The organism is Pseudonocardia zijingensis (assembly GCF_042657305.1).
In the GTDB taxonomy this organism is placed as follows: domain Bacteria; phylum Actinomycetota; class Actinomycetes; order Mycobacteriales; family Pseudonocardiaceae; genus Pseudonocardia; species Pseudonocardia zijingensis.
Window position 1 is genome coordinate 1 of sequence record NZ_JBHSKO010000023.1, and the last position, 12,867, is coordinate 12,867.

The window sequence follows — 12,867 nt, forward strand, 5'->3', positions numbered from 1 at the left end:
TCGAGTCGTACTTGAGCAGCCCGGCCAGCGTGGCGTTGTCGGTGATGTCGTTCACCGCCACGATCTCGATGTCGGTGGAGCCCGCCGCCCGCTGCGCGTCCACCGCCCGCCAGAAGTTGCGGCCGATGCGACCGAACCCGTTCACGCCCACCCGCACGGTCATGTGCGCGCCTCCTGTCACCGCTCTCGCGTGTCTGGAACCGCCGTCAACCCTAGTCGGCGGGCTCGCGCTCGGGGCGGCGAGGCCCTGTATCGATTCCGGTGACTACGGACGGCGCGCGACCAGCTCTCCCTTGCCCACGGCGATCGTGGCGACGGCGGTCAGATCGCGCCGGCACAGGGCCTCCAGGGGCGCGATCTCACCCGGGTGGGACAGCGCGTTGTCCGCCACGAGCAGCCCGCCCGCGCGCAGCACGCGCACCGGGTGCGGCCACCACGACGGGTACTCGGTGCGCTCCGCGTCGAGGAAGAGCAGGTCGACCTCGCCGTCGCCCAGCTCGGCCAGGGCCGCACCCCCGTCGACCGGACGCAGCTCGGCGTACCCGGACAGGCCCGCCTCGGCCAGGTTCGCGGCGGCGGCGCGCTGAGCCTCGGCGTCCGGGTCGACGCTGACGACCCGCCCGCCGGTCGCGCGCACCGCATCCGCGAGCCAGAGCGTGGACACGCCGCGGGACGTGCCCACCTCGACCACGGTGCGGGCACCGACCGCCTGGACGAGGAACCACAGGAACCGGCCGGCATCCGGTTCGAGCACCCGCCACCGGTCGAGCCGGTCCTCCTGCGCGGCGTCGTGCCGCGCCGCCGCGTCCCCCACCCGGTCGATCACCGCCCGAACCGCGTCATCCACGCCGGGATCGTGCCAGAGCCGTGTGCGCCGTCTTGGCTCTGCACCGCATCGCAGAGCAGGATGCAGGCATGCCCGCCGCGGATCCCCCGGGGCAGCGCTACGTCGAGCGGCTGCCCGTGCCCGCGCTGGCCGACGTCGTCGCGACGGTGTGGCTCCAGGAGGTCGCCGCGGGCGCCCCCGCCCAGCCGCACCGGAACCTGCCGCACGGCGGCGCCGAGATCGTCTGCACCCTCGGCGGGGCACCCTGCATCACGGGACCGCGGACCACCGCGCTCACCGAGGTGCTCGCGCCCGGCACCACCGTCGTCGGGGTGCGGCTGCGCCCCGGGGCCGCCGCGCTGCTGGGCGTCCCGCCGGCGGAGCTGGTGGACCGCACGGTGCCGGTCGACGCGCTGTGGGGCCGGGCGGGCACGGTCCTCACCGGCCGGGTGGACGCGGCCGGTTCCCCCGGCGTGGCGCTCGCCGCCCTCCAGCACGCCGTGCTCGCCCGCCGGTCCGACGCGGACCCGGACCCGCTCGTCGGCGAGGCCGTGCGATTGCTGGCGCCCGGGCGAGACGCGGGCGTCGCCGCGCTCCCCCGTCTCCTGTCGGTCTCGGAACGCACGCTGCGGCGGCGCTGCCAGGCCGCCACCGGCGTCGGCCTCAAGGCGCTGCACCGCACGCTGCGCTTCCAGGGCTTCCTCGCGATGGCCCAGGAGGCGTTCGCCGCCGGGCGCACGCCCGACGGGCTCGCCGGGCTCGCGGTCCGGGCCGGTTACGCCGACCAGGCCCACCTCACCCGCGAGTGCGTGCGGCTCGCCGGCACGACCCCGCGCGCGTTCCTCGCGGAGAGCGCGCAGGCCTGCGCGTGCGGGCACGACCACGCCGCCTCCTACCAGCAGGCGCTGCCCGGCGCGGCCCAGGCCACCACCCCGGTGGCCTCCTGACCCCCGGCCCCGGAGGAGATCCGTGTCCCGACTGGTGCTCTACATGTCCATGTCGCTCGACGGGTTCATCGCGGGCCCCGACGACCGCCCGGGCCAGGAGCTGGGCCGTGACGGCGGCCGGTTGTTCAACTGGCTGGACCACCGGTTGTCCGACGGGCCGGACGGGCAGGTCTTCCAGGAGGCGCTCGCCACCCGCGCGGTGGTCTCCGGGCGGCGCACGTTCGAGCTGGCCGGGCGCTGGCAGGGCGACCACCACGACGGCGTCCCGATCTTCGTCCTCACCCACCACGCCGACGACGGCGACGTGCCGCCGGGCAGCGCGCGGTTCGTCACCGACGTCGTGGAGTGCGCACGGCTGGCCCGCTCCGCGGCGGACGGCGGCACCGTTCTCGTGCACGGCGCCGGTGCGGCGCAGGCCCTGCTACGGGCCGGTGAGCTCGACGAGCTGGAGATCCACCTCGTGCCGGTCCTGCTCGGCGGCGGCAGGCGCCTGTTCGACGCGCTCGGCCGCGTCGAGCTCGAACCGGTCCGGACGCTCCAGGGCCGGGACGCCACCCACCTGCACTACCGCGTGCGGAAGCCGGCATGACCGGCATGCTGCCGTTCGACGAGGCCGGCGCGCGGCGGCTCGAGGCCGTCTACACCACGCCCGACGTCATCGGCCAGCGCCGCGAGGTGCGGCGCCTGCTCGCCCTGCAGCCCGGGGAGCACGTCGTGGACATCGGTGCCGGCCCCGGTCTGCTCGCCGTCGAGATGGCGGCCGAGGTGGGCCCGGACGGGCGCGTGCACGCCGTCGAGCCCGGCGAGAGCATGCGTGCGCTCGCCGCCGCGCGCCAGCGACCGCCGGACGCCGCGACCGTGGAGATCTCCCCCGGCTCGGCCGACGCGCTCCCGCTCCCGGACGCGAGCGTCGACGCCGCGGTCTGCACCCAGGTGCTCGAGTACGTCCCCGACGTGCCCGGCGCGCTGGCCGAGATCCACCGCGTGCTGCGGCCCGGTGGGCGGGTTCTCGTGCTGGACACCGACTGGGACTCGATCGTCTGGCACTCCCGCGACCCCGCCCGCACCGCCCGGATCCTGGCCGCGTGGGACGAGCACCTCGCCGACCCGCACCTGCCCCGCACCCTCGGCCCGGCGCTGCGCGCTGCGGGGTTCGCCGACGTCCGCGCCGAGGTGCTCCCCCTGCTCAACGTCGGGTACGACCCGCACACCTACAGCGCGATGAACGCCGGGACGATCGCCGGCTACCTCGAGGGCAGGCCCGGCACCGACACGGCCGACGTGCGGGCCTGGCTGGACGACGTCACCTCGATGGGCGACGCCGCCTTCTTCAGCCTCAACCGCTACGTCTTCCTGGCCAGGCGGCCGGTCACGCCTCTTCCAGCATCTCCGGGGTGACCGCGGAGTCGGTGTCGGGGATGCCGAGGTCGGCGGCGCGCTTGTCGGCCATGTGCAGCAGGCGGCGGATGCGGCCCGCGACGGCGTCCTTCGTCATCGGCGGGTCGGCGAGCTGGCCCAGCTCCTCCAGCGATGCCTGGGTGTGCTCGACCCGCAGCTTGCCCGCGGCCAGCAGGTGGCCCGGAACGTCGTCGCCGAGGATCTCCAGCGCCCGCTGCACGCGCGCCGCGGCGGCAACGGCCGCCCTCGCCGAGCGGCGCAGGTTGGCGTCGTCGAAGTTGGCGAGCCGGTTGGCGGTGGCCCGCACCTCGCGGCGCATCCGCCGCTCCTCCCACGCCAGCACGCTGTCGTGCCCGCCCATCCGGGTGAGCAGCGCGCTGATCGCGTCGCCGTCGCGCACGACCACCCGGTCGGCGCCCCGGACCTCACGCCACTTCGCGGTGACGCCGAGCCGGCGCGCCGCCCCGACCAGCGCCATCGCCGCCTCCTGACCGGGGCATGTGACCTCCAGCGCCGAGCTGCGGCCGGGCTCGGTGAGCGAGCCGTGCGCGAGGAACGCACCGCGCCACGCCGCCTCCGCGTCGCACACCCCACCGGACACCACGGGCGGGGGCAGGCCGCGCACCGGCCGGCCGCGGACGTCCAGCAGCCCGGTCTGGCGCGCGAGACCCTCGCCGTCGCGCACCACCCGCAGCACGTACCGCGCGCCGCGGCGCAGCCCGCCCGCGCTGATCACGTGCGCCTCGCAGGTGTGCCCGTAGAGGTCGTGGATCTCGCGGCGCAGCCGCCGCGCCACCGAACCGGTGTCGACCTCGGCCTCCACCACCACGCGCCCGCCGACGATGTGCAACCCGCCCGCGAAGCGCAGCAGCGCCGCGACCTCCGCCCGACGGCAGCACGGCTTCGTGACGACGAGCCTCGACAGCTCGTCCTTGACCGCGGCGGTCATCGCCATGGGTTCGCCCTCCTCGTTTCCTGCCCCCCGGGTACGGACCCGTGCGGAGCGGGCCCGGTGTGCGCATCGGGCCCGGTGTGCGTATCCGGCTCCGTGGCGCCCCCAGCGGGGTGCTGCACGGTGCCGAGTTCCGCCAGCACGACGCCGAGGGCGTCGGCCAGCGCGGCGGGGTCGTGGCGCGGCACCGCGGGATCGGCCGCGGCGACCGGCGCCAGGTGGACCCTGCCTCCGGGGGCGAGCATGGCTGCGGCCGTCTGCCGCAACCGCTCGGGCACCGGGACGGCGGCGACGTCGGCGATCACCGCGTCGACCCGCAGCTCCGGGGCGTGCTGCGAGAGTACGGCGAGGTGCTGCTCGGGGGAGAACCCGGCGGTCTCCCCCGGTTCGGGGGCCAGGTTCAGCACGACGATGCGCCGCGCAGGCGACGTGATCAGCGCTTCTCGCAGTTCCGGCACCAGGAGGTGGGGGATCACGCTGGTGAACCAGGACCCCGGACCGAGCAGTAGAACGTCCGCGGCTTTCACCGCATCGAGTGCCTCCGCGCACGCCCGCGGCCGGTCCGGGCGCAGCCACACCCGCTGCACGCGGCCCGGGGTGGACGCCACCGCGACCTGCCCGCGGATGAGCGCGCCGTTGGATCCGAGGCCGGTGACCTCGGCCTCGATGTCGAGGGGGTCGCAGCTCATGGGCAGCACCCGGCCGCGCAGCCCCAGCAACGCCCCCATCTCGTCGAGGGCGGCGACCGGGTCGCCGAGCACCTCCATCAGCCCCGCGAGCAGCAGGTTGCCGACCGCGTGCCCGGCGAGCGCGCCGGTGCCGCCGAAGCGGTGCTGCACGAGCTGCCCCCACCGGCGCCCCGAGTCGTCGTCGGCGGCCAGCGCGGCGAGCGCCATCCGCAGGTCACCGGGCGGGAGCAGCCCCAGCTCCCGCCGCAGCCGCCCGGACGAGCCGCCGTCGTCGGCGACCGTGACCACGGCCGTGACGTCGTCGGTGAGCCTCCGCAACGCCGACAGCGTGGCGTGCAGGCCGTGCCCGCCGCCCAGCGCCACCGCCGACCCCGTGCGCGCCCCGGGGCGCGGCCCGGTCATTCGCGCCCCAGGTCGCGGTGGGTCACGTTCACCGTGATCCCCTCCGAGTCGGCGAGCCGCCGCGCCATCTCCTCGCTGATCGCCACGCTGCGGTGCTTGCCGCCGGTGCACCCCACGGCCACCGTGAGGTAGCGCTTGCCCTCGCGCCGGTACCCGGCGCCGACCAGCCGCAGCAGCTCCAGGTAGCGGCTGATGAACTCCTCGGCGCCGTCCTGGCTGAGTACGTAGTCACGCACCTGCTCGTCGCGGCCGGTCCAGTCGCGCAGCTCGGGGATCCAGTACGGGTTGGGCAGGAACCGGACGTCCACGACGAGGTCGGAGTCCATCGGCAGCCCGTACTTGAAGCCGAACGACACCAGCGTGACCCGCGTGACCTGCGCGGTCTCGGTGCCGAACGCGCGCTCGAGCGTGGCGCGCAGCTGCGGCACGGCCACGGTGGAGGTGTCGACCACCAGGTCGGCGTTCTCCCGCAGCGGGGTGAGCAGCTCGCGCTCGGCGGCGATGCCGTCCACCAGTCGGCCGTCGCCCTGCAGCGGGTGGCTGCGGCGCACCTGCTCGAACCGGCGCACCAGCACCGCGTCGGACGCCTCCAGGAACAGCAGCCGCGGTTTGTAGCCGCGGGCGTCCAGGTCCTTGATGACCGCGCCGAGGTCGGCGGTGAACGCGCGGCTGCGCACGTCCATGACCACCGCGATGCGCGTGATCTCGCCGCGGGCACGCGCGCCCAGGTCGACCATCGTGGCGATCAGTTCCGGGGGGAGGTTGTCGACGACGAACCAGCCCAGGTCCTCCAGCACCTTCGCCGCGGTGCTGCGGCCCGCCCCGGACAGCCCGCTGACCAGCGTGACCTCGATGCCCGGCGGCTCCGAGCCCGCGATCACACCGCCCCGCGCGCCCCGGCTCGCCGTGTCGTCCCCCGCAGCGCCGTGCGTCACCGATCCCCCAGTCACCGGACCTCCTGCCCGGCCGTGGCCGGTTCCTCGTCCGCCCGGCCGTTCAACGCCCCGAGCACCGCCGCCGCCGTGCGCGGGCCGAACCCGGGCAGGGCTGCGATCTCGTCCACACCCGCGGCCTTGATCTTGCGCAACGACCCGAAGTGCTTCAGCAGCGCCGCACGGCGGGCCGGGCCGAGCCCGGGCACGCCGTCGAGCTCGGAAGCCACCATGCTCTGCGAACGACGCTGCCGGTGGTAGGTGATGGCGAACCGGTGCGCCTCGTCGCGGACGCGCTGCAGCAGGTAGAGGCCCTCGCTGGTGCGCGAGAGGATCACCGGGTCGGGTTCCGCGGGCACCCACACCTCCTCCAACCGCTTCGCCAGCCCGCAGACCGCGACGTCGGTGACGCCGAGTTCGGCGAGCACGTCGGCCGCGGCCTCCACCTGCGGCTGGCCACCGTCGACGACCAGCAGGTTCGGCGGGTAGGCGAACTTGCGGGGGCGACCGGTCTCGGGGTCGATCCCCGGGCGGTGATCGGCCGGATCGGAAGCGTTGACCTCACCGGACTCGCCGGGGGCGGCGTCACCGTTACCGTCACCGGAGGTCTCGGCGAGGTAGCGGCGGAAGCGGCGGCGCACCACCTCGGCGATCGCCGCGACGTCACCGCCCTCGGCCCCGCCGCGGATCTCGAACCGGCGGTACTCCGACTTGCGGGCCAGCCCGTCCTCGAACACCACCAGCGAGGCCACGACGTTGCTGCCCTGCACGTGGCTCACGTCGACGCACTCGATGCGCAGCGGCGCACTGTCGAGCCCGAGCGCGTCCTGGATCTCCTGGAGCGCGGCCGAGCGCGCCGTCAGGTCGCCCGCCCGCCGCAGCTTGTGCTGGGTGAACGCCTCCGCAGCGTTGCGCGCCACCGTGTCGGCGAGCGCACGCTTGTCGCCGCGCTGGGGCACCCGCAGCCGCACCCGCGACCCGCGCAGCCCCGACAGCCACTCGGTGATCGACTCCGCATCGCCGGGCAGCTCGGGCACGAGGATCTCGCGCGGCACCGGCTGCGTGGCGTCGTCCGCGGAGCCGGCCAGGGCGGCCTGCTCGCCGTAGAACTGGGTGAGGAAACGCTCCACCAGCTGCGCGGTGTCGGTGGGTTCCACCTTGTCGATCACCCACCCGCGCTGGCCGCGCACCCGCCCGCCGCGCACGTGGAACACCTGCACCGCGGCCTCGAGCTCGTCCTCGGCGAAGGCGACGACGTCGGCGTCGGTGCCGTCGCCCAGCACCACGGCCTGCTTCTCCATGGCCCGGCGCAGCGCGCCGATGTCGTCACGCAGCCGCGCGGCCCGCTCGAACTCCAGCTGCTCGGACGCCTCGGCCATCTTGCGCTCCAGCTGGCGCACCAGGTGGTCGGTGCGGCCGGACAGGAAGTCGCAGAAGTCCTCGACGATCGCCCGGTGCTCGTCGGCGTCGACCCGCCCGACGCACGGCGCCGAGCACTTGTCGATGTAGCCCAGCAGGCAGGGCCGCCCGATCTGGCCGTGGCGCTTGAACACCCCGCCGCTGCACGTGCGGGCCGGGAACACCCGCAGCAGCAGGTCGAGCGTCTCCCGGATGGCCCACGCGTGGGCGTAGGGCCCGAAGTACCGCACACCCTTGCGCCGCGGCCCGCGGTAGACGTGCAGCCGCGGGAACTCCTCGTTCATCGTGGCCGCGAGCACCGGGTAGGTCTTGTCGTCGCGGTAGCGGACGTTGAACCGCGGGTCGAACTCCTTGATCCAGTTGTACTCGAGCTGCAGCGCCTCGACCTCGGTGGTGACCACCGTCCACTCGACCCCGGCCGCGGTGGTGACCATCTGGCGGGTGCGCGGGTGCAACCCCGTGATGTCGGCGAAGTAGGAGTTCAGCCGCTGCCGCAGGCTCTTGGCCTTGCCGACGTAGATCACGCGCCCGTGCGGGTCGGAGAACCGGTACACGCCGGGCGCCTCCGGGATGGAACCGGGCGCCGGACGGTACCGGGAAGGGTCGTTCGAGGCGGGATCGCGCATGGCTCCTCCAGGGTAGGACCGCGGCGCGACACGCCCGGGCGGGCCCGCCCTCCCGGCGCGTCGCGGCCGTGGTGTAGGCGCCGACCGGAACTGTCGCCGCCCCGTGATTACATCTCCCCCATACGAACACCCGTTCGATCCGGGAGGTCCTCATGATCACTGAAGCGCCGGGCACCGCCAAGCTCGCCACCGTCCGCAAGCTGCTCGCCAAGGCCGAGCGCGCCGCCACCCCGGCCGAGGCCGAGGTCTACACGGCCAAGGCCGTCGAGCTGATGGCGCGCCACGGCATCGACGCCGCGCTGCTCGCCACCGCCGAGCCCGGGCGCGACGGCATCGGCCCGATGCGCATCGCGATGCAGGATCCCTACAGCGCCGGCAAGGCCCGCCTCCTGGGCTGGACGGCCGCGGCACTGCGCTGCCGGTGGGTGCTGCACGGGGCGTGGGGCGGCAAGGTCGCCGCCGTCACGGTGTTCGGCCACGCATCCGACCGCGAACGCGTGGAGGTGCTCTACACCTCGCTCCTCCTGCAGGCCACCACGCAGCTCGTCCGGGTGCGACCACCCCGGCCCGGCGAGTCGGTGGCCGCCTACCGGCGCTCATGGCTCGAGGGCTTCGCCGCGCAGGTCCACCGCCGCCTCGTCGAGGCCGAGGAGCGGGCCGCGCAGGCCCGCGCCGAACCCGCAGGTCCGCACCACCCCGGCGTCGCCCTGGTGCTCGCCGACCGCCGCCGCCGCGTCGACGAGGAGTTCGCCTCCACCTACCCGCGCCTGGCCACGCTGCGGCCCAGCGTCCTGTCCGGGTCCGGCCGCGCGGCCGGCGCCCTCGCGGGGCAGCGGGCAGACCTCGGCGGTGGCAGGCTCGCGACGGGCAGGCGGCAGGCGCTCGGGGCATGAGAGCACGCGGGTGTCGGTGCTGTCGGTGAGCAGCGCGAGCCGTACGCCAGGTCGCTCACCACGACCGCTGCGTACTGCTGACCTTCAACATCCGGGACGAGCCGTACGGCAGGGCTCCGCCACGACTGTGAAGTACGGCTCGCCCGGGCTCACGGCGACACGTCAACCCGCCCCACAGCCGGTCGCGCAGGCCCAGCGGCAGCCCTCGGCGCCGAGCCGTACACCAGAGCGGCCACCACCACTGCCACGTGCTGCTGACCATCGAGATTCGGCACGAGCCGCACGGTACGGCTTTCCCACGACCGTGGCGTACGGCTCGTCCCGGCCGTCGTCCTGTCGCGGGCGGTCGAGGCCTCGGCGGCATGCGCCGGCCCAGCAAAACCGGCGGCAGCGCCCCACCGCCGGCTCACCCGATCGCACGTGCGACCCGCGCGCCGCCCGTCCGAGCCGTACACCGATGCGGCCACCACCACCGCCGCGTGCTGCTGACCATCGACATCCGGCACGAGCCGCACGGCACGGCTCCGCCACAACCGTGGAGTACGGCTCGCGCAGGCTGGCGACAGCACGTCACCCGCCGCACAGCCGGCCGGGGACGCCCAGCGGCAGCCGCCGGCGCCGAGCCGTGCACCAGCGTGGCCACCACGACCGCGGCGTGCTGCTGACCTTCGGAGACCCGAGCCGGCCGCGCATCGGCCACGACCGGGACGTACGGCTCGCGCGGATCACCGACCCCGCGGCCCGGGGACCCGCGCCGAGCCGCACACGATGGCACCCACCACCACCAGGGCGTACGACTCGTGGCCCAGGCGTCGGGCGGGAGGCACGTGCCCCAAACCGACAGCCTCCCGGGCCCGAGCCGCACATCAACGCGGTCACCACAACGCCGGGGTACTGCTGACCTTCCGGGGATCAGGGTGAGCCGCACACCAGCGCGGTCACAACGACCAGGGCGTACGGCTCGCGGGGAGCAGCCTGGTCAGACCGGCAGGGCGATGAGCCGCTCCACCACCGCGTCGAGCCGCTCGGCCACCACGTGGGGGCGCTCCACCACGTCGGGCACCGCGCCCTCCAGGCGCGTGGCGAGGCCGCCGATCAGCCCGGCGCGCACGGCGCCGTGCACGTCCCAGGAGTGGGCGGCCACCAGGGCCACCTTCTCCGGCGGCAGCTCCACGCGCTGGCAGGCCCAGTGGTAGACGCGGGCGGGCGGCTTGAACGACCCGATCTGCTCGGTGGAGAACACGTCGCGCAGGTAGGTGCGCAGGCCCGCGCCGTCGAGCGCGTCGCAGGCCGCCGACTCCGTGCCGTGGGTGAAGCCGAACGCGGGGATCCGCGCGCGGGCCAGCGCCATCAGCGCCGGCTCGACGTCCGGGTGCGGCGGCAGCTCGCGGAACCCGGCGATCACGTGCTCCACCGCCTCGTCGGACAGGGTGTGGCCGGTGGTGGTGCGCAGCGCGGCGCGGGCCACCTCACCGAACGGGCGCACGGCACCGGCGAGGGTGTGGGCCATGCCGTCACGCAGCGTGCTGGCGAAGAAGAGCGCGCATTCGTGCTCGGGGCGCCCCACGTCCACGAAGCGCGAGCGCAGGGCATCGACCTGCAGCATCGTCTCGAACACGTCGAACAGCACGGCGCGAGGCCGGCGACCGGGAGCACGCACCCCGGTGGTGGCGACCGCACCCGACGTGATCGTCATCGGATCCTCCCCTGGCTTGCTCCGGCGGACACCCGTCCGGGCGAAGATCGTCGCTCAGCGCAACGGGGTGTCGCGATTCGGCAGCGTTGAGTAGCGCCGAACGGCTCGCAGCACGCGCCGAACGCGCAGCGCCCGCAGTGGTGCGAGAGCGTACCCCGGGTAGCTCGCCAGCCAGGTCGCGCTCCCGAGGCTCACCGCGTCGGCGCCCGCCCAGAAGTACTCGCGGCAGTCGTCCACGGTGCGGATGCCGCCGGTGCCGATGATCGGGAGCGTGACGCCCGCGTCGCGCAGCTCGCTCACCACGCGCAGGGCGATCGGCTTGATCGCGCGGCCGGACAGCCCTCCGTAGCGGTTGGCGAGCCAGGGGCGGCCGGTGCGCGGGTCGAGCCGCAGCGCCTTGACGGTGTTGATCGCCGTGAGCGCCGACACGCCGGCCCGCTGCGCCTGTTGGGCGTTGCGCAGGTAGTCGTAGTCCGGCGAGAGCTTGAGGATCACCGGGTGGTTGCTGCGGGGCACGGCCTGGTCGAGCACGTCCTGCAGGATCGTGGTGAAGTCGAAGTTGACGTTGTGGCAGCTCACGTTGAACTCGACGGCGGCGATGTCGCCGGCCGGCACCGCGGCGTTCACGCGGTCCACGAGCGTCACGAACTCCTCGGCGGAGAACCCGCCGAGGGAGATGATCGTGCGCTGGTCGCGGGTGCGGGGGTAGTAGTCGCGCAGGTAGGCCTCGATGCCGACGTTGCACCAGCCGAAGGCGTTGAGGAAGCCGCTGTCGGTGCCGCGCAGCACGGTGCCGTAGCGCCGCAGGAGCCCGGGCAGCTCCGCGGGCGACCAGTCGTCGCGGGTGGTGAAGTGCCCCTCCCGCGGCTCGACCGTGAGCGTGCGGGTGGTGACGGCCCCGAACTCCTCCAGCGGTACGAAGAGGGACACCGGGCTCATGCCGTAAGGCATGAGCGGGTTGTTGGCCACGCCGTACCCGAGCAGGCTCGACGAGGTGACCAGGCGGTTGCGGAGCACGATGTCGCCCAACCGGACACCGTCGGCGTCCGATGCGGCCGGGGCGGGAGGGGAACTCGTCTCGCGGGAGCGCAGCACGGCTCTGATGCTACGTGCGACCTGCGGCGTCAGGACGACGACCGGTGGCGGGCGTGCAGCGCGCGCACCTTGGCGATGGCCTCCACCGCCCGCTCGCCGTCGACGGCCTGGATGGCCAGCACCGGCAGGTACTCGTCGTCGGGCAGGTCCAGGCGGGCCCAGGAGGCGCCGTCGGGGAACGCCACCCGCTCCACGAGCGACCACGGCAGGTACCGGGTGAGCAGGATGTTGCGCACCTCGATGCCCTCTGTGTCGGCGCGCACCCGCGGGCGGGCCACCAGCAGCAGGCCACCGGCGATGAACAGCCCGAGCAGCACCAGCGCCACCTGGTCGGCGAATCGGAAGAACACCCCGGTCTGGACGGTGCGCAGCACCACGGCGATCGCGACGAAGAGGCCCACGATCAGCACCGCGCCCGTGACGGCGGCGATCAGCACCTTGCGGGGGCGCACCACCACGACGTCCTGTTCCGGGGCGGACACGGCGCCCACCGTACCGTTCTGCCCGCTCACCGCCCGGCCCTCAGGTCACGCAGCACGAGCGCGGTGCGCAGCGCCGCGACGCAGGCCTCCTCGCCCTTGTCCTCGGCCGAGCCGGGGGCACCGGAGCGGTCGACGGCCTGCTCGCGCGTGTCGCAGGTGAGCACGCCGTTGCCCACCGGGGTGCGCTCGTCGAGCGCCACCCGGGTGAGGCCGGCCGTGACCGCGTCGCACACGTACTCGAAGTGCGGGGTGCCACCCCGGATCACCACGCCCAGCGCCACCACGGCGTCGTGGCTCCCGGCGAGCTGCTGGCACACCACGGGCAGCTCCACCGTGCCCGGCACCCGCACCACCGTGGGCGTCTCCACGCCCGCGCGCTCCGCGGTGGCGAGCGCGCGCTCCAGGAGCACGTCCACGATGTCCGCGTGCCACGTGGTGGCCGCGACGGCCACCCGCAGCCCCGCCGCGTCGGGCACCTCCGCCGCCGGACGGCCCTCGCCGCTCATCGAT

General features: G+C 74.7%; 15 protein-coding genes. 4 read left to right on the forward strand and 11 right to left on the reverse strand.

The annotated features are described in order from the left end of the window. Together ACFPL3_RS32050 and ACFPL3_RS32055 are read right to left on the reverse strand one after the other, a co-directional pair. On the reverse strand, positions 1-163 hold a 163-nt coding region (locus tag ACFPL3_RS32050; RefSeq protein ID WP_379590037.1), incomplete at its 3' end, for a glyceraldehyde 3-phosphate dehydrogenase NAD-binding domain-containing protein. 102 nt (positions 164-265) lie between these two features. After that, complete coding sequence (locus tag ACFPL3_RS32055) at positions 266-847, reverse strand: O-methyltransferase (RefSeq protein ID WP_343947153.1); 582 nt, start codon at positions 845-847, stop codon at positions 266-268. Between the two features lie 68 nt (positions 848-915). Here ACFPL3_RS32055 and ACFPL3_RS32060 point away from each other — a divergent pair, with 68 nt between their 5' ends. The 3 genes from ACFPL3_RS32060 to ACFPL3_RS32070 are packed head-to-tail and all read left to right on the forward strand — an operon-like array spanning position 916 to position 3,171. Beyond that, positions 916-1,773 carry an AraC family transcriptional regulator gene (locus ACFPL3_RS32060; RefSeq protein ID WP_343947154.1) on the forward strand — a complete coding sequence of 286 codons (858 nt, stop codon included), beginning with the start codon at positions 916-918 and terminating at the stop codon, positions 1,771-1,773. Positions 1,774-1,795: 22 nt separating this feature from the next. Then, complete coding sequence (locus ACFPL3_RS32065) at positions 1,796-2,362, forward strand: dihydrofolate reductase family protein (protein WP_343947155.1); 567 nt, start codon at positions 1,796-1,798, stop codon at positions 2,360-2,362. Continuing rightward, positions 2,359-3,171: a methyltransferase domain-containing protein gene (locus ACFPL3_RS32070; RefSeq protein WP_343947156.1), complete on the forward strand. Its 813-nt coding sequence runs from the start codon at positions 2,359-2,361 to the stop codon at positions 3,169-3,171. Before ACFPL3_RS32065 ends, ACFPL3_RS32070 begins: the two co-directional genes overlap by 4 nt. Here ACFPL3_RS32070 and whiA read toward each other — a convergent pair. The 4 genes from whiA to uvrC form a co-directional block, all read right to left on the reverse strand. Next, positions 3,143-4,126, reverse strand: coding sequence for a DNA-binding protein WhiA (whiA, locus tag ACFPL3_RS32075; RefSeq protein WP_343947157.1), 984 nt, complete (start codon positions 4,124-4,126; stop codon positions 3,143-3,145). The genes ACFPL3_RS32070 and whiA overlap by 29 nt on opposite strands. Then, on the reverse strand, positions 4,117-5,214 hold the full coding sequence (locus tag ACFPL3_RS32080; RefSeq protein ID WP_343947158.1) for a gluconeogenesis factor YvcK family protein: 1,098 nt from the start codon (positions 5,212-5,214) through the stop codon (positions 4,117-4,119). The genes whiA and ACFPL3_RS32080 overlap by 10 nt, the downstream gene beginning before the upstream one ends. Further along, positions 5,211-6,095: an RNase adapter RapZ gene (gene rapZ, locus ACFPL3_RS32085; RefSeq protein WP_343947174.1), complete on the reverse strand. Its 885-nt coding sequence runs from the start codon at positions 6,093-6,095 to the stop codon at positions 5,211-5,213. Before rapZ ends, ACFPL3_RS32080 begins: the two co-directional genes overlap by 4 nt. 65 nt (positions 6,096-6,160) lie before the next feature. After that, entirely contained in the window at positions 6,161-8,191 is a 2,031-nt protein-coding gene (uvrC, locus tag ACFPL3_RS32090) for an excinuclease ABC subunit UvrC (RefSeq protein WP_343947159.1), read from the reverse strand. 152 nt (positions 8,192-8,343) lie between these two features. On the opposite strand from uvrC, the gene ACFPL3_RS32095 reads away from it, so the two are divergent. Further along, complete coding sequence (locus ACFPL3_RS32095) at positions 8,344-9,084, forward strand: DUF2786 domain-containing protein (RefSeq protein WP_343947160.1); 741 nt, start codon at positions 8,344-8,346, stop codon at positions 9,082-9,084. Between the two features lie 149 nt (positions 9,085-9,233). On the opposite strand, the gene ACFPL3_RS32100 is transcribed toward ACFPL3_RS32095, so the two are convergent. The 5 genes from ACFPL3_RS32100 to ribH all read right to left on the reverse strand — a co-directional run bounded on the left by ACFPL3_RS32100 (position 9,234) and on the right by ribH (position 12,863). Next, positions 9,234-9,599, reverse strand: a complete 366-nt coding sequence (locus ACFPL3_RS32100) for a hypothetical protein (RefSeq protein WP_343947161.1) — start codon at positions 9,597-9,599, stop codon at positions 9,234-9,236. 464 nt (positions 9,600-10,063) lie between these two features. Further along, a complete protein-coding gene (locus ACFPL3_RS32105; RefSeq protein ID WP_343947162.1) occupies positions 10,064-10,780 on the reverse strand; it encodes an HAD-IA family hydrolase in 717 nt (238 codons plus the stop codon). Positions 10,781-10,834: 54 nt separating this feature from the next. Next, positions 10,835-11,875 carry a beta/alpha barrel domain-containing protein gene (locus ACFPL3_RS32110; protein WP_343947163.1) on the reverse strand — a complete coding sequence of 347 codons (1,041 nt, stop codon included), beginning with the start codon at positions 11,873-11,875 and terminating at the stop codon, positions 10,835-10,837. A 29-nt stretch (positions 11,876-11,904) separates the two neighbouring features. Beyond that, a complete protein-coding gene (locus ACFPL3_RS32115) occupies positions 11,905-12,357 on the reverse strand; it encodes a PH domain-containing protein (protein ID WP_343947164.1) in 453 nt (150 codons plus the stop codon). Between the two features lie 26 nt (positions 12,358-12,383). Then, positions 12,384-12,863: a 6,7-dimethyl-8-ribityllumazine synthase gene (gene ribH, locus ACFPL3_RS32120; protein WP_343947165.1), complete on the reverse strand. Its 480-nt coding sequence runs from the start codon at positions 12,861-12,863 to the stop codon at positions 12,384-12,386. Between the last annotated feature and the right edge of the window lie 4 nt (positions 12,864-12,867).